The organism is Paraburkholderia sp. Ac-20340 (genome assembly GCF_017104965.1).
In the GTDB taxonomy this organism is placed as follows: Bacteria; Pseudomonadota; Gammaproteobacteria; order Burkholderiales; family Burkholderiaceae; genus Paraburkholderia.
In genome coordinates, this window is sequence record NZ_JAAGPR010000004.1 from 271627 (window position 1) to 292651 (window position 21025).

The 21025-nt window shown below is 59.8% G+C and carries 19 protein-coding genes; 10 read left to right on the forward strand and 9 right to left on the reverse strand.

What is annotated here, in order from left to right; all coding sequences use genetic code 11:
- Nucleotides 1–20: 20 nt before the first annotated feature.
- The gene (locus G3N59_RS08390; protein ID WP_205982094.1) at nt 21–392 is read left to right on the forward strand and encodes a hypothetical protein; all 372 of its coding nucleotides are present in this window, start codon (nt 21–23) and stop codon (nt 390–392) included.
- Between the two features lie 29 nt (nt 393–421).
- Complete coding sequence (locus tag G3N59_RS08395; RefSeq protein WP_241023269.1) at nt 422–1270, forward strand: transporter substrate-binding domain-containing protein; 849 nt, start codon at nt 422–424, stop codon at nt 1268–1270.
- A gap of 24 nt (nt 1271–1294) precedes the next feature.
- Here G3N59_RS08395 and G3N59_RS37270 read toward each other — a convergent pair whose 3' ends face one another.
- Nucleotides 1295–1426, reverse strand: a complete 132-nt coding sequence (locus G3N59_RS37270; protein WP_277397900.1) for a hypothetical protein — start codon at nt 1424–1426, stop codon at nt 1295–1297.
- 268 nt (nt 1427–1694) lie between these two features.
- On the opposite strand from G3N59_RS37270, the gene G3N59_RS08400 reads away from it, so the two are divergent.
- On the forward strand, nt 1695–2981 hold the full coding sequence (locus G3N59_RS08400) for a hybrid sensor histidine kinase/response regulator (protein ID WP_205982095.1): 1287 nt from the start codon (nt 1695–1697) through the stop codon (nt 2979–2981).
- Here the strand turns inward: G3N59_RS08400 and G3N59_RS08405 are convergent.
- Together G3N59_RS08405 and G3N59_RS08410 are read right to left on the reverse strand one after the other, a co-directional pair.
- Nucleotides 2924–5551 (reverse strand): response regulator, encoded by a 2628-nt coding sequence (locus G3N59_RS08405; RefSeq protein WP_205982096.1) that lies wholly within the window; start codon nt 5549–5551, stop codon nt 2924–2926. The genes G3N59_RS08400 and G3N59_RS08405 overlap by 58 nt on opposite strands.
- A 25-nt stretch (nt 5552–5576) precedes the next feature.
- Nucleotides 5577–6614 (reverse strand): 3-oxoacyl-[acyl-carrier-protein] synthase III C-terminal domain-containing protein, encoded by a 1038-nt coding sequence (locus G3N59_RS08410; RefSeq protein WP_205982097.1) that lies wholly within the window; start codon nt 6612–6614, stop codon nt 5577–5579.
- Nucleotides 6615–9248: 2634 nt separating this feature from the next.
- On the opposite strand from G3N59_RS08410, the gene G3N59_RS08415 reads away from it, so the two are divergent.
- Genes G3N59_RS08415 through G3N59_RS08425 form a run of 3 tightly spaced genes read left to right on the forward strand, consistent with a single transcriptional unit; the run spans nt 9249 to nt 12198 of the window.
- Nucleotides 9249–9926, forward strand: coding sequence for a ParA family protein (locus tag G3N59_RS08415; RefSeq protein ID WP_205982098.1), 678 nt, complete (start codon nt 9249–9251; stop codon nt 9924–9926).
- Nucleotides 9927–9937: 11 nt separating this feature from the next.
- Nucleotides 9938–11068: a ParB/RepB/Spo0J family partition protein gene (locus G3N59_RS08420; RefSeq protein WP_205982099.1), complete on the forward strand. Its 1131-nt coding sequence runs from the start codon at nt 9938–9940 to the stop codon at nt 11066–11068.
- Nucleotides 11065–12198 carry a hypothetical protein gene (locus G3N59_RS08425; RefSeq protein WP_205982100.1) on the forward strand — a complete coding sequence of 378 codons (1134 nt, stop codon included), beginning with the start codon at nt 11065–11067 and terminating at the stop codon, nt 12196–12198. The genes G3N59_RS08420 and G3N59_RS08425 overlap by 4 nt, the downstream gene beginning before the upstream one ends.
- A gap of 83 nt (nt 12199–12281) precedes the next feature.
- On the opposite strand, the gene G3N59_RS08430 is transcribed toward G3N59_RS08425, so the two are convergent.
- Together G3N59_RS08430 and G3N59_RS08435 are read right to left on the reverse strand one after the other, a co-directional pair.
- Entirely contained in the window at nt 12282–13586 is a 1305-nt protein-coding gene (locus G3N59_RS08430) for a replication initiation protein (protein ID WP_205982101.1), read from the reverse strand.
- A 1065-nt stretch (nt 13587–14651) separates the two neighbouring features.
- Nucleotides 14652–15452 carry a phosphodiesterase gene (locus G3N59_RS08435; RefSeq protein ID WP_205982102.1) on the reverse strand — a complete coding sequence of 267 codons (801 nt, stop codon included), beginning with the start codon at nt 15450–15452 and terminating at the stop codon, nt 14652–14654.
- Nucleotides 15453–15720: 268 nt separating this feature from the next.
- On the opposite strand from G3N59_RS08435, the gene G3N59_RS08440 reads away from it, so the two are divergent.
- The gene (locus G3N59_RS08440) at nt 15721–16065 is read left to right on the forward strand and encodes a hypothetical protein (RefSeq protein WP_205982103.1); all 345 of its coding nucleotides are present in this window, start codon (nt 15721–15723) and stop codon (nt 16063–16065) included.
- Between the two features lie 109 nt (nt 16066–16174).
- On the forward strand, nt 16175–16459 hold the full coding sequence (locus tag G3N59_RS08445) for a hypothetical protein (RefSeq protein ID WP_205982104.1): 285 nt from the start codon (nt 16175–16177) through the stop codon (nt 16457–16459).
- 63 nt (nt 16460–16522) lie between these two features.
- On the opposite strand, the gene G3N59_RS08450 is transcribed toward G3N59_RS08445, so the two are convergent.
- Both G3N59_RS08450 and G3N59_RS08455 read right to left on the reverse strand, forming a co-directional pair.
- Entirely contained in the window at nt 16523–17095 is a 573-nt protein-coding gene (locus G3N59_RS08450) for a TetR/AcrR family transcriptional regulator (protein ID WP_205982105.1), read from the reverse strand.
- A 136-nt stretch (nt 17096–17231) separates the two neighbouring features.
- Nucleotides 17232–17840, reverse strand: coding sequence for a TetR-like C-terminal domain-containing protein (locus G3N59_RS08455; RefSeq protein ID WP_205982106.1), 609 nt, complete (start codon nt 17838–17840; stop codon nt 17232–17234).
- A 162-nt stretch (nt 17841–18002) separates the two neighbouring features.
- Between G3N59_RS08455 and G3N59_RS08460 the strand changes: the two genes are divergently transcribed.
- Nucleotides 18003–19217, forward strand: a complete 1215-nt coding sequence (locus G3N59_RS08460) for an MFS transporter (protein WP_241023271.1) — start codon at nt 18003–18005, stop codon at nt 19215–19217.
- A gap of 16 nt (nt 19218–19233) precedes the next feature.
- Here G3N59_RS08460 and G3N59_RS08465 read toward each other — a convergent pair whose 3' ends face one another.
- Both G3N59_RS08465 and G3N59_RS08470 read right to left on the reverse strand, forming a co-directional pair.
- Nucleotides 19234–19497: a DUF1272 domain-containing protein gene (locus G3N59_RS08465; protein WP_205982107.1), complete on the reverse strand. Its 264-nt coding sequence runs from the start codon at nt 19495–19497 to the stop codon at nt 19234–19236.
- 36 nt (nt 19498–19533) lie between these two features.
- Nucleotides 19534–20352 (reverse strand): isocitrate lyase/phosphoenolpyruvate mutase family protein, encoded by an 819-nt coding sequence (locus tag G3N59_RS08470; RefSeq protein WP_205982108.1) that lies wholly within the window; start codon nt 20350–20352, stop codon nt 19534–19536.
- Between the two features lie 306 nt (nt 20353–20658).
- On the opposite strand from G3N59_RS08470, the gene G3N59_RS08475 reads away from it, so the two are divergent.
- Entirely contained in the window at nt 20659–21018 is a 360-nt protein-coding gene (locus tag G3N59_RS08475; RefSeq protein WP_241023272.1) for a hypothetical protein, read from the forward strand.
- The last annotated feature ends 7 nt before the right edge of the window (nt 21019–21025 follow it).

A 21025-nucleotide genomic window follows, 5' to 3' on the forward strand; every position in this document is an offset into this window, starting at 1 on the left:
CCACACGCTTGATTACCGAAATGAAATTTGCCTTTTTTGCCATCGCTGCGGCGCTCTGTGTCAATGCCGCTCATGCGGCGCAAGTCGAAGCGCCAGCGTCCGCTGCCGTGTACGCGGTCGTCCATGTCGATATCGAACCGCCAAGGGTCAAGGAAGCCTTGCCCGCCTTGCACGCCTTCGAAGCGCGGGCGAAACACGATCCCGCCGTCGCGAGTATCGACGTGCTTCAGCAAAGCGGCGCGGAAAATCACTTCACGCTCGTTGAAGTGCTGCATTCTCAGGCGGATTATGATGCGTTCGTGTCGCGCGACTATGTGCGAGCGCTGCGCAATACGCTCCAGCCGCTACTCGGCGGGCCATTCGACGAACGTCTGCATCACGTCATGCAATAAGGTTTTGAACAGATCACTTCGGACACGCCATGACGGCATTTAAAACACGTCTCTCCCGCACGAGTCTTGCGATGCTCGGCTTCGCCTGCATCGTCGGGCATGCCTGCGCGCAAACACCCGCGACATCGGCTGCAGGCGAAGCCAATGTCTGCACCACCGCGGCTGCCGTGCTGGCGCCGGGCGGCACCTTGCGCGCCTCGATCAACATCGGCAATCCGGTTCTTGCTGCAATCGATGCGAATTCTGGCGAGCCCGCAGGCGTGTCCGTCGATCTGGCCGCCGAACTCGCCGGACGTCTGCACGCGAAGCTGCAACTCGTCGTGGCGAATGCGGCTGCGGCTTCGCTCGATAACGTCCTGAATGACCATGCCGATATCGGCTTTTTCGCCATCGATCCCCGGCGCGGCGAGGCAGTGCGTTTCACCGCGCCTTATGTGCTTATCGAAGGCGCGTATGCGGTGCGCGGCGATTCGCCCATCGCGCGAAACGAAGACGTCGATCGACCCGGCGTGAGCGTGGCCGTCAGCAAAGGCAGCGCTTACGATCTCTATCTGTCGCGCACCTTGCAGCACGCGACTATCGTGCGCATTTCGCCTTCGGCGGCGGTATTCGATGCGTTCGAAAAGCAGCATCTGGATGTGCTGGCCGGCGTCAAGCCGCAACTCGTGCAATACGCGTCACTCGCAAGCGGTTTGCATGTGCTCGACGGCCGCTTCATGGTGATCCGCCAGGCGATGGGCGTGCCGAAATCGAAGGGCGATGCAGCCGCGCAGTGCGTCGCGCAATTCGTCGAAGCCATGCGCGACTCGGGCTTCGTTGCGGCTGCGCTGGAGCGGCATCATATCGATGGCGCGAGTGTCGCGCGCGCAGGCGACTGAAACCGCAAACGAAGCCCATCGCCCTTATAAAGCCAGCCGGAATCCTGCGCCGGACACGGCTTGAATCGCGTCTTCGCCCGGCGCAATCGCCTCGAATGGATGGCGAATCTTCTTCACGTGACTGTCGAACATCCCGCCAACGCGCAGGATTGGCATAGTGATGGTCTCAATGCAACGAGCGCGGTCCACGCCCGATCGCGGCATTATGCAAATCAAATTAACAAGAAATCAGGAACGCTCACGGCGTCACGCAGGCACCGCCGAAGGCTGGCCAGGCTATCATTTCAGTCAGTATGGGCTCGCCCGCGTACAAGATTCGCGGCGCATAGCATCACGTTCACGGCGTTAGCGCCGCTCCGCGCGCAAAACGGCGGCGTTCGTGAGGCGAGCCGCAACAGATCAACGCTTATCGATCGGGACCACGATGCCCCAGCCATCCGCTGCGCCGCTTTCCATTCTTTTCGTCGACGACGACGAACTGTCGCGAGTTCATTTCGAACGGGCGATCGATGGCACGTGGCCGGTCCATCTGGCGCGCAACGCCGACGAAGCGATGTCGATCCTCGCGCGGCATCACGCCGAGATCGCCGTGCTGGTCACCGACTTCCGCATGCCCACCGACGACGGCGCGAGCCTGCTGGGCGAAGCGGCGCGGCGCTATCCGCATATCGTCGGCGTGATTGTTACGGCGTATGCGGACAAGGACATGCTGCTGCAAACCGTGAATTCGGGAAACGTGTTCCGCGTGCTGGAAAAGCCGCTGCGCGTGAGCGCGATTCGCGGCGTCCTGCGCGAAGCGTTTTCGCGTTTTAGCGAGCGCGAAGCGCATCAGCAACGCCTGCTCGCCATGAACGAGACGATTGCGTTTCTCGCGCACGAATTGAATACGCCGCTCGCAACCATTGCGCTGTTCGCGGGGAATATGCAGAACACGGTCCAGGATACAGACGCGCCGTCGAATCCCGCCGATCTCGCACAGGCCGCGGCTTCGATGCTGAATAACGCCCAATATTGCATGGCGCTCATCTCATCGTTCTGGGACACGCTCAATCAGAGCGCGACCAACACGGCGCTCACGCCGGAAGCGGGACGCGAAACCACTGCAACGCAACTGGTCGCGGCACTGCTCGATAGCTGGCCATTTACGGCCTCGCAGCGCGACTGGATCAGCGTGGATCTGCAGTCCGACTTCGTTGTGCATTCGATGCCCAATTGCGTGGTGCTGGTGCTGTCCTCGTTGCTGACGAATGCGCTGCGCGCGCTGGTGGATTGTGCCGCGCCGGCGCTGCGCATCGAGATCGTGGGCGGCGCGGCGCCCGAAATCCGCATGCACGACAACGGCGCGGGCATTCCGCCGGAAATTCAGGCGCGCCTGCTGCATGACCCCGTGACCACGCACGCCGAGAACGGCGGCCACGGCATGGGCATGATCTTTTGCAACCGCGTGATGCGCTCCCTGAAAGGCAGCCTGAAGATCGAATCGACGTGGGGCCAGGGCACGACGGTCACGCTATGTTTCGGCAAGCACGAGAAAAACCCGGCCATGGCCGGGCTCGATGAAGCGGCCGCCGCTGTGCGCGCGATCGATGCGGCTTTGCCTGAATCGCTTCAGCCGCCTACATCGGCTCAGTCGGCTCAGTCGGCTCAACCGGCTCAGTCGTCCGCGAATGTGCGGCGTGCTTCGCCGAATCCCGTTACCAGCACGAAATAACTTTGCAGCGCGTCGGCTGAGCGCGTGCCCAGTGCGGTCAGCTCGTCGAGCCAGCCTGGCTCCGCCGGTAAGCGGCCGGCTTGCAGTTCGGGATAGATGCGCCGCGCAAACGCATGCAGCGCCTTCGCGCCGATATTCCCGCTCACGCCGAGCAGAATATGCATCGCGTGATGCATATTCTGGCTATCCTGAGCGCGCGCGTGCTTGCCGATTTCGTCGAGCAGCGCGCGAATCTGGCCGATGCCTTTCAGGAAGCTCGGGTCGAGCAGACCCAGTGACGCGAGTTCTTCCAGTTGCACGGTGTCGAGCAGATCTTCATCGGCCACTGCCGCGTCGCTCGCGGCGGCAAGCGATGTCGAAGACGCTTTTGCGAGCCGAGGCGGCGACAATACCTTCGCTTCGCGCAGAACGTTGCCTCTCTCGCGCCCTTTGCTGCCGCGCGCGTGCGCGAATTGCCGCGACAGGCTCGCATACAGCGCGCCGACGCGCACCGGCTTGACCATCACTTCGTTCATGCCCGCCGCGAGACACGCGCGCAAGGCATCGACATCGGACTGCCCGGTCAAGGCGACGATCGGCAGCTTCGCATACGCGCTGCCGCTCCCGCGAATCAGGCGCGCCGACTCGATGCCGCCCATGCCGGGCATATTCAGGTCGATGACAACGGCATCGGCGTTGATGCCGCTCTTGAGCAGATCGAGCACCTGCTGGCCGTTTTCGGCTTCGAGCACTTCGGCGCCGCAGCGCTCCAGATAGCTCTTGGCGATCAGGCGGCTGTAGGTGTCGTCGTCGGCGAGCACGATCAGGCGCCCCGCGAAGCCGTCGAAACGCGCGCGCTTGCTATTGCGCGCACCGCTTTCCATGATCGCCTGCAGCGACGTGATCAACTCCATCGCACTGCTCGACTTGCTGATCATCTCGTCCATGCCCGCATTGCGCGCCAGCGTGCCCGCAACGCCCGGCGGCTCCACCGAGTAACCGACGATAGGCACGTTCGAGATCGTCTGATTGCCGCCCGAGCGTATCGCCTCCGTGGCCGAATAGCCGTCGAGGCCCGGCATATTGATATCCATGAGCACGACGTCGACCATCTCGCCTTCCTGCAGCATGGCGATCGCCGCCTCGCCGCTTTCGGCTTCGCTCACCAGCGCATGCACGCCCGCGAACGCGAACGCGAGCGCGGCGCGGGCGCGCTGGCTGGCGTCGTCGTCCACGATCAGCACGCGTTTGCCGGTGAAGAATTCCGCGGCACGGGCGAGCACCTGCTGGCGTTGATCGGCGATCTTCGTTTCGGAGATCGGCGGAAAGGCCAGCGTGAACTGCGTGAATTTATCGACTTCTGACTGGCAGGTAATCGTGCCGTCGAACGAGCGCATCGCGCGCTGGCAATACGCGAGACCGAGCCCCGTGCCCGCTGAATTGCCATGCGTGCGAAACGGCGCGAACAGGTCTGCCATGGTCTCGGGGGAAATGCCGGGGCCGTTGTCGTGCACAGTCACGATGTTCAGATCCACCGTGATCGTCAGCTTCGCCGACTGGCGCGTGCCCATGTGATGCAAGGCGTTGCGAATCAGATTGAACAGCGTGAAAAGGTAGACGGTTTCATCGACGCCAAAAACGAAGTCTTCGATCACGACCAGCGAGACGCGGCCGCGCTCCTTCGCATCGCTGAAGCCGTATTCGTCGAGCGCCTTGCGCGTGGTCGCGGCGGCGCTCAGATAGGTCAGGCTGTCGGCGCGCAGTGGTTTGGCGCTGACTTCGTCAAGCGTCATGGCGATGATGCGCAGCCCGCGATCGATGGCGATCTGCCCATGCTCGAGGTGCTGCGAAAGCGATGCCAGCGTGCCGGGCGCCTGAGCGCGTGCGTCGCGCGACGATGTGCCGATTGCCGAAAGACCGTCGTCGATACGATCGAGTACATAACGCAACTGGCTCAGCGGATTGCGCATTTCGTGCGCGATCGTTCCGGCGAGCGCGCGCAGCGCCTCGCTTTTCGCCTGCGCCGTAATGCCCTTCATATTGCTATGGCTGAAGGTAATGCCCGCACAAATGCCGAACGCAAAAACCGGCAGATAAATATAGAGCAGCAAATGCGGATCGACCTGCAGCGCCGATGGATCGATCAGCGCAATACTGGCAATGGCAAGCCCCAGCCCGATCGCCAGATTCATGGTCAAGGCGATATACGACGGGAATATCGCAATCAGAAAGAAGACCATGCCCAATTCGGCCATCGACCACAGCATCGAAAAATGGCCGGCTAGCAGGTAGTACGTAAAAAAGAACGGCAGCGTATAGGCCACCGTTCCAAAGTAATACCACGGCAGGAAACGCTTCAGCGAAGCGGGCCAGAAACGCCGCAACAGCAATAGCAGACACGAAAGCGAGCCTGCGAAGCGCATCAATGCGCTTTCATTCGGCTGCGGATCGATGATCGTCCACCAGAACCAGTACAGCGGATGGCCAAGCGTGCCGATCACACCGACTGCGAGCACGCTGTAGTCCGACACATGGTAAGCGTCGTGAATACGCTGCTTCACAAAGCGGACGCCCCCTGCAATGGCTTTCATCTCACTCTCTTTTTGTTTTGCTGCTTCAGAAGCGGAAGCTGCTCACGTTGAACGACATGCCAGCACTGCCAACCCAGCACGCGACCCGGTCGCCGCGCTTGAGTCTGCCGCTGTCTTTCGCCATCGCCAGCGCAGCAGGAATCGATGCGGATACAAGATTACCGGTCTCCGGGTAGATGTGATACATCTTGTCCTCGATCCCGGCTTTCACACCATAACCCTGCCACGCAGCCTTTGAAGACGCGTGCGTGAAAACCACATCGATTTCGGATTTCGGCACGGAAAGCTTGCCAAACACTTCCGTAATTTCTTCCGAGTTTTTGTGCAGCTCGTGACCATACGATGTGAAGCGCATATCGCCATTGCGGCCAACCCGTTCGGTGGGATGGCAATACCCTTCATAACCGTGGATGGGAATCGTGCAGAGATCGGCAGCGGCCGGTTTGCCGCGAAAAACGAACTCAAAGTTCTCCGGGTCTTTCGGCACGACCAGCGTTGCCGTGGCCGCCTCGCCGATGGTGAACGATGGTAGCGTGTATTCGATCTGCGCGTGATTCTTCAAGGAAAAATTCGAAGGATAAAGCGGCCCGCCGGTCAGCATGTTGAATTCCGCATTCACAATCAACGCATTGCGATACTGACCGGATTTAAACAGGCTATCGACCAGCGACATCGCACGTGTCCAGCTCATGCACGCGTCCACGACATCGAAGCATTCCGCGTGTGTGAAACCCAGAGCGCTTGCCATCATGTGGCTATTGCCAGGCTCCAGAAAACCGCGTCCGATACCGACGAAAATAAAAAGCTCGATATGTTCGGGGCGCAGATAGCTTTCCGAAAGCGCTTTACGAATGGCCATTGCAACATGATCGATAGGCGACTCGTGACTCTCACACCAGCGACGGCTAACGAGGCCGCTGCGATCGAGCAGTGTTTTGATGGTCCTGAGACTGCGATCGATTTCGCCATCGAATCCAACCGAGTGCGAACGGATCATTTCAACAACTTCTTCGTTCGTGACGACCTTCGAGGGCAAGCTAACTGCTACGTTCTTGATAAGCATGTAGATCCCGTGAAAAAGCGTGATTGATGAGAAAAACGGCGTGCGCGCTTTCGCTTTGAATGGCGGCCTTTCGGCCTGGCAGAAAATGCGCACAGATCGTGTATCACGATTTTCTTGATACTCAGCGGGGTCAAAATTTTGAGGGGCCAGGTGGGGGCAACGGTGGGTGCGGGTTGGAGGTGAGTTGGGTTGCTTATATTCAGTAGAAATTCAAAGACTACGATTTACGTAATGAATCGTACAAACCATGCGTTCGTATGATTTGGGCTCGAATTTAGGCAGGTTTGGGTGGATTTTGTGGCGATCGTTAGGGTCGAAACGTGAAACACTTTGGTGTTGTTATAAAAATATCCTTTATTAACAGTGGCTTATGTGGAAATTTTATTTTTAGTGGTTGTTTCACGGTTGGGTCGTTGGCGCTCGGTTTCAGGGCTAACTACAGCGTGGATGTCGATGCAGCAGGTGCTGCTTGTGCCATCTTCGTGTTTGTGTGCGAGGCGCCGGGATCGGCAGTGTGTTCGCCGCGGCCCTACCCGGCTGCGAAGTTGTCCGTAGTTGCTAAATAGTGCGGCTCTAACGCGGTTTGGTTTGCTTCGGCTTGTGTTGTTTTGCTTTGTTTTGGCTGGCAGTTCTTGCAAACGTCGAACCTGGTGTTATGAGCCAAAGTATTGGCGCCGATTGGCGCGAGCGTGGGTGCAGGTGTGATTAGGCAGTTAGTTGCATAGATGGAGATTGTGCATCGCTGATATCGGGATGCGATCTATGCTGCGTCGTGTTTTCTGAGCCAGTGCGGGGCTTCGATGCAGGGGCTCAAGACACGTCAGCGGCAGGCGCCCTACCCTGCGGCTTTACCGATCGGCAGTGTTTTGACGGCAGGCTCGCCACGGAATGACCGCAGAGCGTTCCGGCGTGGAGAAGCTGGCTCAGCGGCATCGGACAATCACCGCTTCTGTATGGCACAGCGGTCACTCCGCATCAAAGGCAACAGCGCTCAATCTGGACGCGCTCGACAGCTTCAGACCGACGATGAAAGTCGATTCTCTACGGCGCGCGGGCGCACTCCCGCGTGAGTAGGGATCCGGGGTCAGAGGATTATCAGTGTGGCCCTTCCGCAGGTTGGGCGCTGTGGTATTCGCCAATCCACTAAGCGCATCACACACTTTGCACGTGCAAAGTTTTCCAGCGGCCTTCATCGTGCTCGCTGCGCGAGGCGTTGACTTGCGCGGCAGAGGTCATGCAGATAGCGCGGGCCGTAAGCCTTACTCGTTCCGCCTATGGCGCCTGTAACTGTCGCTCGCTCCCGTGGATCAGAATCTTCCTCCGTCCTCGACAACACTACGCCGCTGGTACGGGTAACTGGGCTCGCGACGGATATTGTCCGGCAACCAAGATCCGAGTGTTTCATCTCGCTCAGGACCGACGAGGGCGACGCCAATCGATCAAACTGTGCACGTGCAAAGTTTCCCCCGCGGCGGTGCTAGGCCCGATCGAAGTCAACTCAGCCGATAGCGCCTAACGGCGCCCGTACATCCTCGCCGATGAAAGCTCACGCAAGGCTTCGCGCGCTGATTCCTGTGCCTGAAGAAGCCAGAGCCTAGGCCGCTGCGCTTCTCAAACTCGTAGAAGCCGCTCACACGCAAAGACCAAACACCAAGCCGTCGGTGCAATTGAATAGGCTCTGAGGCACGTTGCCGGCAGATTAAAAGCCTTGCGCCGATGATCCCCATGCGTGCCCGACCCAAAACTCGAAACGGCAAGCTTGCGGGCATCGAACTGTGCACGTGCAAAGTTTCGACGTGGCATCCGGCCAAAGTCCCGCCGGCCTATTGTTGAGAAGGAATATCAACGCAAGACGGATATCGCCGCGCGACCACGTCTAACGGCAACAACCAGGAGCGCCGATCAGAACCGGCCTCAATCGCATGCGTGATCGCTGAAACCGCCTCGAATTGACACGCACAGCGGAAGGTCGCGCGTGCCAACAAGCCGGAAAGTTCAGCCAGCGGAACACCAGCACTAGTCGCACGTTGAAGAAGTACTTAGCGGCGCGACAAGCGTATAGGCAAACGGGCGAAAACTTTATCGGCGTGGGTCGCGCGCAAAGCGACGGTAGGTGGACTCGCCGGCCGATGCTTCCGCGTCCAGCCGCGTCAGTAACATCGCGTACGGAGTCGCGCAATCTCCTATCGCTAGCATCAAGACAGCTTCGGCTCGATACCAAGCACGGCTCATCTCTATTCAGCGCGCCGCCGACGCAGGCCGCAACGGACAGACACTCGTGCTTCCGCATCCGAAATGACGCTCGGCAAATGGTGATGCGCTTCCGCGTCAAGGCCACTCTATCCAGCTAGTCGGTCGAATCGGCGCAACCGAGAACCGGACTAGTTCAGGCTCAGCCCAGTCGATCACGGCCACAAAAGCACTGCGCCTTAAAAACTGTGCACGTGCAAAGTTTCCCCCGCAGATAATCTCGAAAAACCTCGAATCAATTCGCAATTCCCAAATGTTCTGCTAGGATTCGAAAATTATCTGCAGCATCGTGATCGAATCGTCCTGAAACTTTGCACGTGCAAAGTTTTTTGGTTCTCGAACTGTGCACGTGCAAAGTTTTTACTGACTATTTAGGGGCTGCTTATGGCGTCGAAGAAGAATCCCAACCCGGCCGTTATCGTCCTGGTGACGAATCAAAAGGGAGGCAGCGGCAAGACCACCACAGCGATGAGTCTTGCAGCAGCGTTCCATGACGCCGGCAAACGCGTCCTGCTGGTCGACTATGATCCGCAGAACACGCTGCTAGGTTGGTATGGACAAGCCGATGAGGCGAATCCTATTGAGGTTCCGTACCTCAATCTCGCGCAGCCCGGCATCGATATCAGCGATGAGCTGGAACGCCGGCAGTTCGATTTCGACTACATCGTCATCGATGGCCGCCCGACGCTGGAAATCAGCATGAGCGCGCTCCTGCTTCTCAGCGACCTGGTTCTGGTTCCGCTGCAGGCGTCGCTCGCGGATCTTCACTCCACCCAGGGCATCGTCAAGGAAATTCGCGTCGCGCAGGACGAACGTCCCGACCTGAAATTCTCGCTTCTGCTCACGATGGTTTCGAACAAGCGTCTGCAGCTGCAGTTCACGAAGGACGCGATCAAGGAACTCGGCTATCCGCTGTGCAAGACCATGATCGCCCGGCGCGAGCTGCATACCCATGCCTACGCGTTGGGGCAGACCATTTTTGCCAGCAAATCGGTGGGCTACCGCGCCGCAGCCGATGAAGCGCGCAAGCTCGCAGTCGAAGTCGAACGGCTCACGGCGTAAAGGAGACGGTTATGGGTTCGAACAAACTCAAGCAGGCTTTCGGGCGTCAACGCACCGTCGAGACTGTTAGCGAGCAGACGTCTGGTCTGTCGCAGCTTCGGGAAACGCCGTCGAAATTCGACCACGCGCGACGCGCTCTGGCTCATGCCTCGATCGCCCCCGTCGTCGCGCCCGTTGCAGCGCCCGCCGTCGAACCGCAGCTTCAGGTCCTGACTGGCGATCTCAGCACGGCAAGCAGCGAATATCGGCAATGGTGCGAAGCGAATGCCTATCGTCCAGGCACGAACATCGAAATTCCTGTTGGAAAACTCAAGTCGTCGCGCTACAACGCGCGGCACTTCTATCTTTCCACACAACTTCAGGAATTAATCGCAAACATTGCGGAACATAAGCAACAGCAGCCGATTCACGTCACTCCCGACTACGACAATCCCGGCTACTACTTTGTCACCGATGGCGGTCGCCGCTGGCGTGCGCTGGAGGCGCTGAAAAGCCCGCACGTGATCGCACTGGTGGTCGACGTGCCGCTCGGCGTACAAAGCTACAAGTTGTCGTACGACCTCAACGTCACGAAGCAGGATCAGACGCCGTTCGACGACGCCGTCAAGTGGAAAGGCATGCTGGCCGATGGCACGTTCAAAAGTGCGCGCGAGCTAGGGGAAGTGCTGGGGATCGCGGAAGGGCAGATTTCCAAGACGCTGTCGCTCGCCGATCTTCCCGAAGATCTGCTCGAACTCATGGTCGCGATCCCGGCTGAAGAGATGGGCCTGCGCAAGGCCTATGAGGTGGGCCGCTACTGGGCCGTCAGCGGTCACGACGAAGCCGCCACCGCCAAGCTGATCGAGCACATCGCCAATGGCGACTACGCCATCAAGCGCGTGCAGGCGGCGATCGCCGGTCTCAAGGCCGCGTCGGCGGGCGGCAAGGCCAATTCGCGCCCGGTCTTCAATCGCCGCGTGGATTTCCGTCTGCCGAGCGGCGAGAGCGTCGGTAGCCTCAAGACTTACGGCGAAGATCGTCTGGATCTGCGCGTTTCCGGGCTGCCGATCGACGTTCGCGACCGGTTGCAGGAAGCCATCCAGCAGGCGCTGCAGCGATTCGTCACGTCGAAGCCGGGCAGCGACGAGCCGGACGCGCAATGACGGTCCCCCCCGGCATTTCATCGGGCACGCGGCGGCTCGCGCTGGGTCTCGCCGCCGTCGCGACCAGCGCATCCATCGCCATCACGTGGATGGCCGGCCGCGAGCGCGGCGGCACCGAGGCCGAACAGCTGATCTGGGTGACCGTTGGCCTGTCGCTGCTGCTCGGCGCTCATTTGATCCCGGCCATGACGCACGGTGCGCGCCACGGAATCCGCATCGTCGCGTACGGATTGTGGGCCGCAGCCATGGTGTCGACGGGCTACACGCACGGCACGTTCTTCCTGGCGGCACAGCAGCATGCCGGCGACGTCCGTGCGGGGCAAGTGGCGGTGCCAGGCGCTGCGCCCGCGGACCTGACCACGAGCGAGGCGATCTCGGCGCTGTTGCGTCAGCAGGCGCGCGTCGAAGGGGCGCTGAACCAGTCGACGCTGGCGAAGTGCCATGACGATTGCCGCGCGCTGGACGTGCGACGCCGAACGCTGCGCAGTCAGCTCGATTCGATCAAGGGGCAACTGGATCAGGCGCGGCGCGTCGAGCGAGACAACGACCGCACGGCCGCCGAGCGTGCCCACGCGATTGCGCGTCAGGATTCACAACGCGGCGACCCTGTATCGACGAAGTTGTCGCTCTGGCTGGGCGTGCCGGCGACGACGATCGACCTCGCCATGGCGATCTTCTTCGGCTGGCTTCTCGAAAGCATCGCGTGCTTTTCCTGGTACGTCGCCTTGTCGCGGCCCAGGCAGGAGCAGGCCCCGGCGGAACAACGCGAACCGGCGAAAGAGGCGTTTCACCTCGCAGCAGACAGTCCCGCACCGAAGCCGCTGGCGATGATCTACACCATGTCCCAGCCGGCAGCGAACGATTCCGAGCCAATGAATAATGCGGCTCAAACCCGCATCCCGCACGCAGAGACTGCGTCATCGGCAATGAGCAACAGCACGCTCATGCGCAGCGACGAGGAAGAGGAAAGGGTGCTGCGCGACGCGCTCGAATCCGGCGCTGCGACCAACTCGATTTCGGAGATTGTGCGGCTGCTGGGATGCAGCGAGGGCCGAGCGTTGACCTTGCGTCGGCAGATTGCCGCGACCAGCCCGCAACTCTTGCTGGCGACACATCGGGCGGTCGGGTAACAGGCGAAAACGGCAGCCTGGCAAGTTTGCAATACGAACCGGCAGCAAACGACGCCTTGCGCGCCGTCTGCCTGCCGCTCCGCTTACTTCGCGCCGGTCGCGGCGTTCGTCAGCAGGAAGTTCAGGAGATCGCGGTCCGTCGGCTTGCCCCAGACCTGCTCGGCGAGCCAGTTGAAGAACGCCGCCTCCGCGGCCTTCTTCGGCTTCTTGCCAGCCAACAGCTTCAACGGCGTCGCGGGCTGTTGCTCGTTGTAGCGCGAGACATAGGCGGTCTGCTCATCCGCATCGAGTTCATTGAAATAGCCCTTCGCTTCGCCAGCCCGGAACGCCTGCAGTTTCGCGAGCAACTGGTCTTCGGCCTGCTCCTGGCGCGATTCCGTGGCGACGACCTTGCGCGACGCGCTGCCTTTGGGCTCCTCGATCTGCCATCCGCCCAGCAACGCCTTGCGGAAGTACGCGCCGACGTTCTCCACGGGCTGAGCGTTCTTCTTGCTCAGGCGTTGCTCCGTGTAGTTCAGGGCCTTCTGAATGGCTTCCGCGCCGTGCTCGGCAAGCAGCTTGCGCGCCTCGGTCAGCGGAATATCCAGCTTCGTGATCGCGCCGAGCAAATCGAGATCGTCTTCCTGCAACAGCTCCGGCTTCACCTTGCCGCTGATCGTGAACTGGACTTCAGCGATGGTGCGGCCCACCTTGAACTCCTGCAGTTCGACCTCGTGATCGGCAATGCGGTTGATCTCTTCGAGCGCCGGCAACAGCACGCGGCTCTTGAACGTCTTGTACTGCGCGTAGGAACCGCGCTTCCAGTCCATGCCTAACAGCAGGTCGCGCAAGGTATCGACGCTCAGACGCGGCGTACGGCCCACGCCTTCATACCGGACGACGTTTTCCCACAAGGTCAGCGAATGGCCGCGCTTGAACTCGCGAGCGATACGCATATCGATGCTCGCGTAGATCCGCGGATTCATCAGGATCTCGCGGATGTTCTCGGAAAACTGGTATTTGAGGATGGACCCGGACAACTTCGCGCCGGCCACCAGACCGCTGGCGTTCCATTCCGGCTTGCCCGACAGGTGATCCCAGTTGACGACGAAGCCGACCAGCGAGTTGATCGTCGCCTTCACGTAGTCACGGTTCTTCGTGTTCAGGCCGACGTCGGAAATCAGATCGCCGACCGTGTATTCGAACCATACGCGTTCACCTTCCTTGTTCTGTTCGATCGCGTTCTTGATCAGGGCGTTGAACATCTTCGCCTGCTGCAACGAAATCGGTCCCGCCTGGGGCGCGATGTGTACAGCGGGTACAGCCTTCCGGAAAGGCTCCGGTAACTCGGGGATCTGGAAGAGGGCGATCTGAGTCGGGTCGGTTTTTGTCTCGTTCTTCTTCGGCACAGTAGCTTCAGGTCGGAAGGGCAATTCGGGGTAACAATACACTGTACCGCGTTCACCTTCAACCCTGCGGAAATTACCCCGCGAAGTGCCGTTCTGAGTGAACCATACGCGTTCACCTGAAGCTTTTTATGGTGCGTCTTTCGATAAAACATCGATAAAACAAGGATTTATGAGTTAGCAAGTGCTCACTCCTATAGCGATTCTGAACCATAGGCATTCACCCTAAGTGAGTTCCCCGTGCCTGAAAATCGCGGATCTGGCTGTCACCAGAACCATAGGCGTTCACCTGAGGCCGATTTGCATGCTCTATCGGCAGAAACAGGTGTCCGGGAACCATAGCCGTTGACCAATCATGCGAAAAGCCGGGCAAACGAACCATAGCCTTTCACCTCAAGAACCATGGCCGTTATCCTTTGACCCTTCGTATGCCGCCCTACGGGTAGCGAGGTGTTAGAAATTAGTCAATAAAAATCAATAACATGGCGGCGTTATTGAAGGTAACACCCTGGATTTTTGCCCGAGAGCGGAGAACCATAGATTTGCACCCATAGCGCGAAGATTGGGGCCGAACGGGGTCGATCGGGCACGCGAAACAGACCGTTTTGCAGGCCCGCAAAGCCCCGCGAACCATAGCTGTTGGCCTTTGACCCATGTGCGTTGACGTATCGAACCATAGTCATTCGCCATGGAAACCATGTTCGTTAACCTATAGAACCATGCGCTTGCACCCAACGAACCATCCGCGTTGACCTTTTCCCTCTGAAAGCCAAGCCAGGTAAGGGATCTGGATGCGTAAACTATTAAAGGGTGTAAACGTGTTAACTGAAAACACGTAAACTGCCCGTCGCTGGCAGAGAAAACGTAAACATCTGAAAACCATAGACGTTCACCTCAAGCGCATTTCGGCGATTGAACCATAGGGATTGACCTATTAGTTCCCGCAGCGATGTCTGCAGACCATGCGCATTCACCCTTGTTACGCCATCGGCTGCGACCGGTTTCTGAGCGTGAAAGTGAACGTCGATGGGTCCATCGACGAAAGCGGATTGTCGCCGCAAACGACGCTCAGGCGAACGGCAATGGTCCTTCGAACTGGCCGATGTAGCACAGATGCGATACCGTGTTATTCCCCGCATCGCTCCAGTGATGAAGCATGAAGGCCGGTGGTTCCATCCATGAAGCGGCCTCTGCGCCCGCGTGAAGGCGCAGCGCGATCTGCGTCGTGGTGCTGGGACAGGTCACGACGGGAACCGCTCCAAGGCGCGTATGCATCGACCGGTGCACGTGTCCGGCGATGATCCTGTCGACGTGAGCGTGTTTCGCGAGAAGAGCGCTTAACGCTTCGGGCTGCCGCAGGCCGTAGAGATCGAGATAGGGTATCCCGGTCGTGAACGGAGGGTGATGCATGGCGATGATCGCCGGTCTCCCTGTGCAGGCCACAAGCTCACGCTCCAGCCAGAGCAGCGTGGCCTCGGAGAGTTCGCCGTGGTGAAATCCTGGAACCGTCGTATCCAGCGCCAAGACTCGCACCTGATCGACATCGATACCGAAGTTCAGCTCGCCTTCTCGCGGCAGCAAGGGCTGGTCGCCAAACGCACTCCGTAGGTGTGCACGATCGTCATGATTGCCCGGCATGACCGCATAGGGATGCTTCAGCGGCGCGAGCAGTTTGCGCAGCATGGCATATTCCTCGGGCTCGCCCTCGTCGGTCAGGTCGCCGGTGATCAGCACGAGTTGTGGCGCAGGGTCCAGGCGATTGAGCGTTTCGATGGCCTCCGCGAACATCGCATTCGAGTCGACGCAATCCTGATACAGCCGCCCGCGCGGGCGGACGTGGATATCGGAAACCTGCGCGATCACGGTCATGGAAGTCCCTTTGTCGATTAAGCGGCTTTTCAAATGCCTGGTAGACATTAAGCGGCCAAAAATGGACTCGCGCCGAACGGCCATCCCAAGAGCCGATTAAAGCTCCCGCTGAGCCAGACCGATAACTGATTTGTCGAGCCACACTGGCGACATAACAGCAACGCAACGACGACACGAAGGCCCAAAGGCGGATATCGCGCGCCTCAAACCTTCGCCATGGACAGAACAATCAAATAAGCAAAATCAGGCCGCAGGGGAGAGGTCAGGCATGAAAGTCCACGCAAGTGCGCTCACATTGCTGGGCTGGCTGGCGCAACGCGAAAGCGCGTCGGTCAGTGAAATCGTCGCGTCGGGGTTGATGAATTCGCGCGAGGCTTCGGACGTGATTCGCTATGCCATCCGCCACGGTGCGGCCGTTCGGGTGACGGCCGGCGCGCGCGGTCTGGCTCGCTATCGATCGACCGGCGCGGCGTTGCCGGAGCCGCGCGCGGGCATTGCAGCGCCGTGCTTCGAGGGCTTGCTGAGCGCCTGGGGCATCGCGCAGGAGCCGCCGCAGCTTCCGGTGCTGAACGCGCGGGTGTACCAGATCGCCGATATCGTGCAGGAAGGCTAGCCAGGGCGCAGGGGCCGCCCACTATCGATTGCCAGCGACACCATGCTTGCGAATGCGCAAAATACTGTATAAATTAACAGTATGTGCATGCATCCAGTATGGAGGTCACATGGAATCGCTTATCCGCATTGTGAATGCCGAGGATCGCGAGAATCTGGACTGGCTGATGGCGAACGTAGGCGCGGAGCGCGTGCGGGCGGCTATGCAGCGTTTGTCCGAGGGCGGGCGTCGGCCGTTTGTTTCTGCGCTGTGCCGGTATCTGGGCGCGTGGCCGCCCGTCCAGCGCCGCGCAATCGAAGGCGAGTCCACGCACACTTCCGTGGGCGACCTGCACCTTCTGCGCATTCGGCAGTTGCTTGCGCGTAGCAAAGCCGCCAAGCCTGGCGCGGGTTGATCGGCTGTCCGTGCGACTCGCCTGGAATGCATCCCGATGCACCGTCGACCGGGCGCCGGAATCTCAAGACTTCCTGGCGGGAAAGAGGGAGATCAACTCAGCCGAAACGGAATTCAGAATCTGGCGCGAAAGCTTGGGATCGGAGACCGCGCGCGAGAGGCCGAGCGCACCCACATAGGCGCTGTAAATCAGCATGGCCTTCGCGCGCAGATTGCCTTCGGTGCCTTCAGGCATCTGGCTTTCGAGCAGCGCGAGGCTGCCTTCCAGACGTTCGGTGTAGACCTCGCGCGCGCCATCCGTGCTGCGCGCGGCGTCGTTGACCAGCGCCGATATTGGGCAGCCGCCGCTGACGTTATCGCGATGCTCTTCCGAGAGATACGTCTGGATGCTCTTCTTCAACGTGGGTTGCGCGGTCAGGACCGACGCTTCCATTTCCTCGCAAGCGGCCGCGATCGCCTCGACCACCAGGTCGTCGCGCGAGGCAAAGTGCTTGTAAAAGCCGCCGACGGTCATGCCGGCTTCCTTCATGATGTCGGCGACGCTGATGCCTTCCAGACCGAGTTCGCGAAAGCGGCGTGCTGCAACATCGACAATACGCTGATGCGATTCCGCTTTTTCTGCTTGGGAAGATCCCATGTTTCACTCCTGGACAATGATCGCTGAGGATAGCCATGATAATCCACATGGCTGTGCCCCGTAGGGGCCATCGTCCCGTCAAGGCGCGCGATTACGCTGCCTGGAAAAGTGGGCAATTCAGCGCATTGGCTTTTGCTCAGGCCTTCTGGGCACGGCTTTTTCGGCGATTACGGCCAGGCACGAACGCATCGAGTAACGCGCTGGCGCAGTGGCGCGCGAAGCCGGGATCGAGCGGCAGATTGTCGAACAGCATCCGGTACATGACGGGCGCAATGACTTGATCGAGCACGTCATGCATCGCCGGAATGGGCTCGCCGCGGGCCAGCGCGCGATCGAATATCACCTGTACCTGCGCCCGCACGATATCTGCGCATTGGCATGCTGGTCCGCTGCCGTCGGTCTCCATGGCGGCGAGCACGTCGCGGATCATTGCCCGGCCCGGCGACGAAGTCATCTCTTCCTGATACGTCTGCGCCCATGATTCCAGGTCGCTTCTGAGCGAGCCTGTGTCGGCCGGCACGCTATCGGGGTAAAAGCGTTCGACGGCGACATCGGCAAGCAGCGATTGCAGATCGCCCCAGCGTCGATAGATCGTCGATGGCGTGACGTCGGCGCGCTGGGCGATCATCGCGACCGTGATCTCGTCGCGCGATAGCTCCGTCAGGAGCGTCTTCACCGCGTTATGCACGGATTCCTGCACTCGTGCGCTGCGCCCGCCGGGCCGCAAGCCTTCACGTACCACCATTGCTTTGACTCCTGCCTGTTCTCTGCCTGTTGCCGCGATCGCCGGCGCGACATGCGCCGATCGTCCGGCAGTATGCCACTAACGCTAAAAAGTTGCATTAAGGATCGGCTTGGGCCAGAATTCGCTAAAGCAATTTTGTTGCGTTAACAGCCGGAGAGACCCATGTCAGCAGAACAGATAACGACCCTCGCGATGCCCAGCGCCTCGCGCAAATGGCGCGCACTGTCGATTTACGCGCTCACCGTCGCGACATTCTTCGGTGCGTCCAGCGCGCCTACGCCGCTTTATCGGCTCTATCAGGATGCGTTTGGCTTCTCGCCGGCCATGCTCACGCTGGTCTTTGCCAGCTACGCATTCAGCCTGCTGGTCGCATTGCTGACGACCGGTTCGTTGTCGGATCACATCGGAAGACGGCCCGTGATTGTGGGCAGCATCCTGCTGGAGATCGTTGCGATGCTGGTGTTCGTCGAATCGCACAACGCCTCCATGCTGATTGCGGCGCGCGTCGTGCAGGGCTTCGCAACCGGCGCGGCAACCAGTGCATTGGGCGCGGCCATTCTCGATGAAAGCCGCACGCTCGGGCCCCTGGTGAATGCACTCGCTTCGCTTGGCGGCATGGGCGCGGGTGCATTGGGTGCGAGCATGCTGGTCGCGTATGCACCGTGGCCCATGCAGTCGATCTTTATCGCGCTGACTGCGATGCTTTTTATCGAGGCCGCATTCGCCATTGCTCTGCCCGAAACGGTAAGCCGCGTGCCGGGCGCCATTGCAGCGCTGATTCCCCGCGTGAACATTCCGCGCGCCGCCCGTGGCGCCATGTTGCGCGTCGCGCCTGTCGATATCGCCGTATGGGCTTTAGGCGGCTTTTATCTGTCGCTGGGGCCGACGTTGGCCCGCGCGGTGATCGGTATAGCAGATGCAACGATAGGTGGCTGGGTCGTATTTGCGTTGACCATGGGCGGATTTGCCGCCATCCTGGCGCTGCGCAAACTCGCTACCGTGTACGTGTTGCGATTCGGTGCCTCGGCGCTGGTGGTGGGATTGCTCATCACGCTGGCGGGCGTCCACGCTCAAAGTGCAGGCGTCTTTTTTACGGGCACGGCCATCGCCGGAACGGGTTTTGGCGCTGCATTTCAAGGGGCATTGCGTTCGGTCATGCCGCTTGCGGAGTCACACGAACGCGCCGGGCTAATGGCCGCGTTCTATATCCTGAGCTACCTGGCATTCAGCATTCCTGCGATTCTCGCAGGGACGCTGGCGCATGTGATTGGCTTGCGTGCAACCACCGATGCCTATGGCCTTGTGCTGGTCGTGCTTTCATCGATGACGCTTGTTGCCAGTGGCGCGGGGCGAAGCGCCAGGCCCAAGCTGCAATGATGTTCAGGCAGCGTGTTCAGTCCACGTTGCCTTCGCTACCCTTAGCGCTGCAGTTCTCGTTGAAAACACGTTCGGTCGAGGCCGGAAACTTTACGAGCTTATCCGCTGGCCTGCGCGGTCGCGTCACCAGTTCTCCGCCACAATTCGGGCAGATGCCGTTCAGGACCTGATCGGTGCAATCGCTGCAAAACGTGCATTCGAACGAGCAGATGCGCGCATCCGTCGAATCGGGCGGCAGGTCTTTATTGCAGCATTCGCATCCGGGGCGAAGTTGGAGCATGATCCGTTTTCCTTTGAAAGCGTTGTTATGCGCGATTCAATCTGACTGCGTGGCGAGCCCGGCGAACAGGGCTTGAATCTCAGCATACGGCAAGGCCTTGTCATAGAGTCCATCCGAACGGCCGTCCTGTAGAAAGTCCTGCATCCATGTCTTCGCCGTTTGCAGGACGATCTGCGAAATCGCACCACCGGCGCTCAGCCTGCGAACCCCGAGTTGTCCGAGCGTCGCGGCATCGGGAAGGCCAGGCACGGCCATCAGGTTCAGCGGCACGGTAATCGCGCTGACGATTGCAGCGATATCGGCGGGCTTGGCGAGCGCGGGGAGGAACAGGCCATCGGCACCTGCAGCCGCGTAGAGATCGCCGCGCGCGATTGCCTCGTGCGCTTGTCTTGGCTTGTCGACGAGGTTGGCGAGAAACACGTCGCTACGCGCATTGATAAATAGATCGGCGCCCGCTTTCGAAACGGCTTCCCAAATAGCGCGGATCTTTTCGGCCAGCAGCGAAGGCGCGTCGCGACCGTCCTCGATATTGATGCCCGCAATGCCCAGCTCGACCAATTGCATGACGTGATGCGCCACGGTTTGCGGATCGTCGGAATAGCCATTCTCGATGTCGACGGACAAAGGCACATTCAATACGCGAACGATGCGCCGCACGCTGGCAACGACTTCGTCGAACGGTAAAACGCGGCCGTCCTGATACCCCAATGCCCACGCAAAGCCCGCGCTGGTGGTGGCGATCGCGTGTGCGCCTTGCGCTTCGGCAAGACGTGCGCTTCCCGCGTCCCAGACGTTGGGTAACCGAAGCGGCGTCGAGTTATCGTGAAGCTGGCGGAATTGGTCTGCAATAGACATGATGCCTTCCTGATTTCAATGATCTGTCGGGAAAATAACCGTCGGGAAACCTGCGACGGTCACTAAGTTTCTTCAAGCAACTATAAGAAAAGACGCCGCTTTGAGCTACTGTCGAAATCGGATAACTGCTCCCCATAAAATGGGGAGCTTCTACATTCACAGACGCTCTTTCGCCCTAAAAATTACGGAGTATGTTCATAATCTAGTGCTTTCCCTGGTGGCGACGTCATTCCTCTTCGATCGTGTGCATCTTCTGCGCTGGCGGTGTATTGTGAAACTCAGGCAGGCCACTTATGGAGGTCAACCATGCGCAGGAACGCCGAGCTTTTGAGCGCAATACTGTCATTCATGCAGGACGACGAAAAGCCAACGCAGTGCTGCAAGGACATTGAAACCGGAGTGGGCAAGCAGGGAAATCATAGCTGGCCGGAAATCAGGTTGCATCTAGCACTACTCAAAGATATGGGCCTCGTGACCGAATGCACGACAGCCGCTGAATATCGGCTTACCAGTGCGGGATACGATGTGGTGGAAAGCGCGAATCCCATCGAACAAATGCGCGCATGGACAAAAATAGGTAGTAGTCCAAATACACCGATGGAACCGTCGTTCTCGACATCGCGTCATCCGCTGCCGCCGGCCATTCGGAGCCAGCGCTTCACTTGAGTTGAGT

Bases quoted from the DNA above. Each gene is read 5' to 3' on its own strand.
- G3N59_RS08390 (WP_205982094.1), top strand. From the start codon at position 21: ATGAAATTTGCCTTTTTTGCCATCGCTGCGGCGCTCTGTGTCAATGCC.
- G3N59_RS08395 (WP_241023269.1), top strand. From the start codon at position 422: ATGACGGCATTTAAAACACGTCTCTCCCGCACGAGTCTTGCGATGCTC.
- G3N59_RS37270 (WP_277397900.1), bottom strand. From the start codon at position 1,426: ATGCCAATCCTGCGCGTTGGCGGGATGTTCGACAGTCACGTGAAGAAG.
- G3N59_RS08400 (WP_205982095.1), top strand. From the start codon at position 1,695: ATGCCCCAGCCATCCGCTGCGCCGCTTTCCATTCTTTTCGTCGACGAC.
- G3N59_RS08405 (WP_205982096.1), bottom strand. From the start codon at position 5,551: ATGAAAGCCATTGCAGGGGGCGTCCGCTTTGTGAAGCAGCGTATTCAC.
- G3N59_RS08410 (WP_205982097.1), bottom strand. From the start codon at position 6,614: ATGCTTATCAAGAACGTAGCAGTTAGCTTGCCCTCGAAGGTCGTCACG.
- G3N59_RS08415 (WP_205982098.1), top strand. From the start codon at position 9,249: ATGGCGTCGAAGAAGAATCCCAACCCGGCCGTTATCGTCCTGGTGACG.
- G3N59_RS08420 (WP_205982099.1), top strand. From the start codon at position 9,938: ATGGGTTCGAACAAACTCAAGCAGGCTTTCGGGCGTCAACGCACCGTC.
- G3N59_RS08425 (WP_205982100.1), top strand. From the start codon at position 11,065: ATGACGGTCCCCCCCGGCATTTCATCGGGCACGCGGCGGCTCGCGCTG.
- G3N59_RS08435 (WP_205982102.1), bottom strand. From the start codon at position 15,452: ATGACCGTGATCGCGCAGGTTTCCGATATCCACGTCCGCCCGCGCGGG.
- G3N59_RS08440 (WP_205982103.1), top strand. From the start codon at position 15,721: ATGAAAGTCCACGCAAGTGCGCTCACATTGCTGGGCTGGCTGGCGCAA.
- G3N59_RS08445 (WP_205982104.1), top strand. From the start codon at position 16,175: ATGGAATCGCTTATCCGCATTGTGAATGCCGAGGATCGCGAGAATCTG.
- G3N59_RS08450 (WP_205982105.1), bottom strand. From the start codon at position 17,095: ATGGGATCTTCCCAAGCAGAAAAAGCGGAATCGCATCAGCGTATTGTC.
- G3N59_RS08455 (WP_205982106.1), bottom strand. From the start codon at position 17,840: ATGGTGGTACGTGAAGGCTTGCGGCCCGGCGGGCGCAGCGCACGAGTG.
- G3N59_RS08460 (WP_241023271.1), top strand. From the start codon at position 18,003: ATGTCAGCAGAACAGATAACGACCCTCGCGATGCCCAGCGCCTCGCGC.
- G3N59_RS08465 (WP_205982107.1), bottom strand. From the start codon at position 19,497: ATGCTCCAACTTCGCCCCGGATGCGAATGCTGCAATAAAGACCTGCCG.
- G3N59_RS08470 (WP_205982108.1), bottom strand. From the start codon at position 20,352: ATGTCTATTGCAGACCAATTCCGCCAGCTTCACGATAACTCGACGCCG.
- G3N59_RS08475 (WP_241023272.1), top strand. From the start codon at position 20,659: ATGCGCAGGAACGCCGAGCTTTTGAGCGCAATACTGTCATTCATGCAG.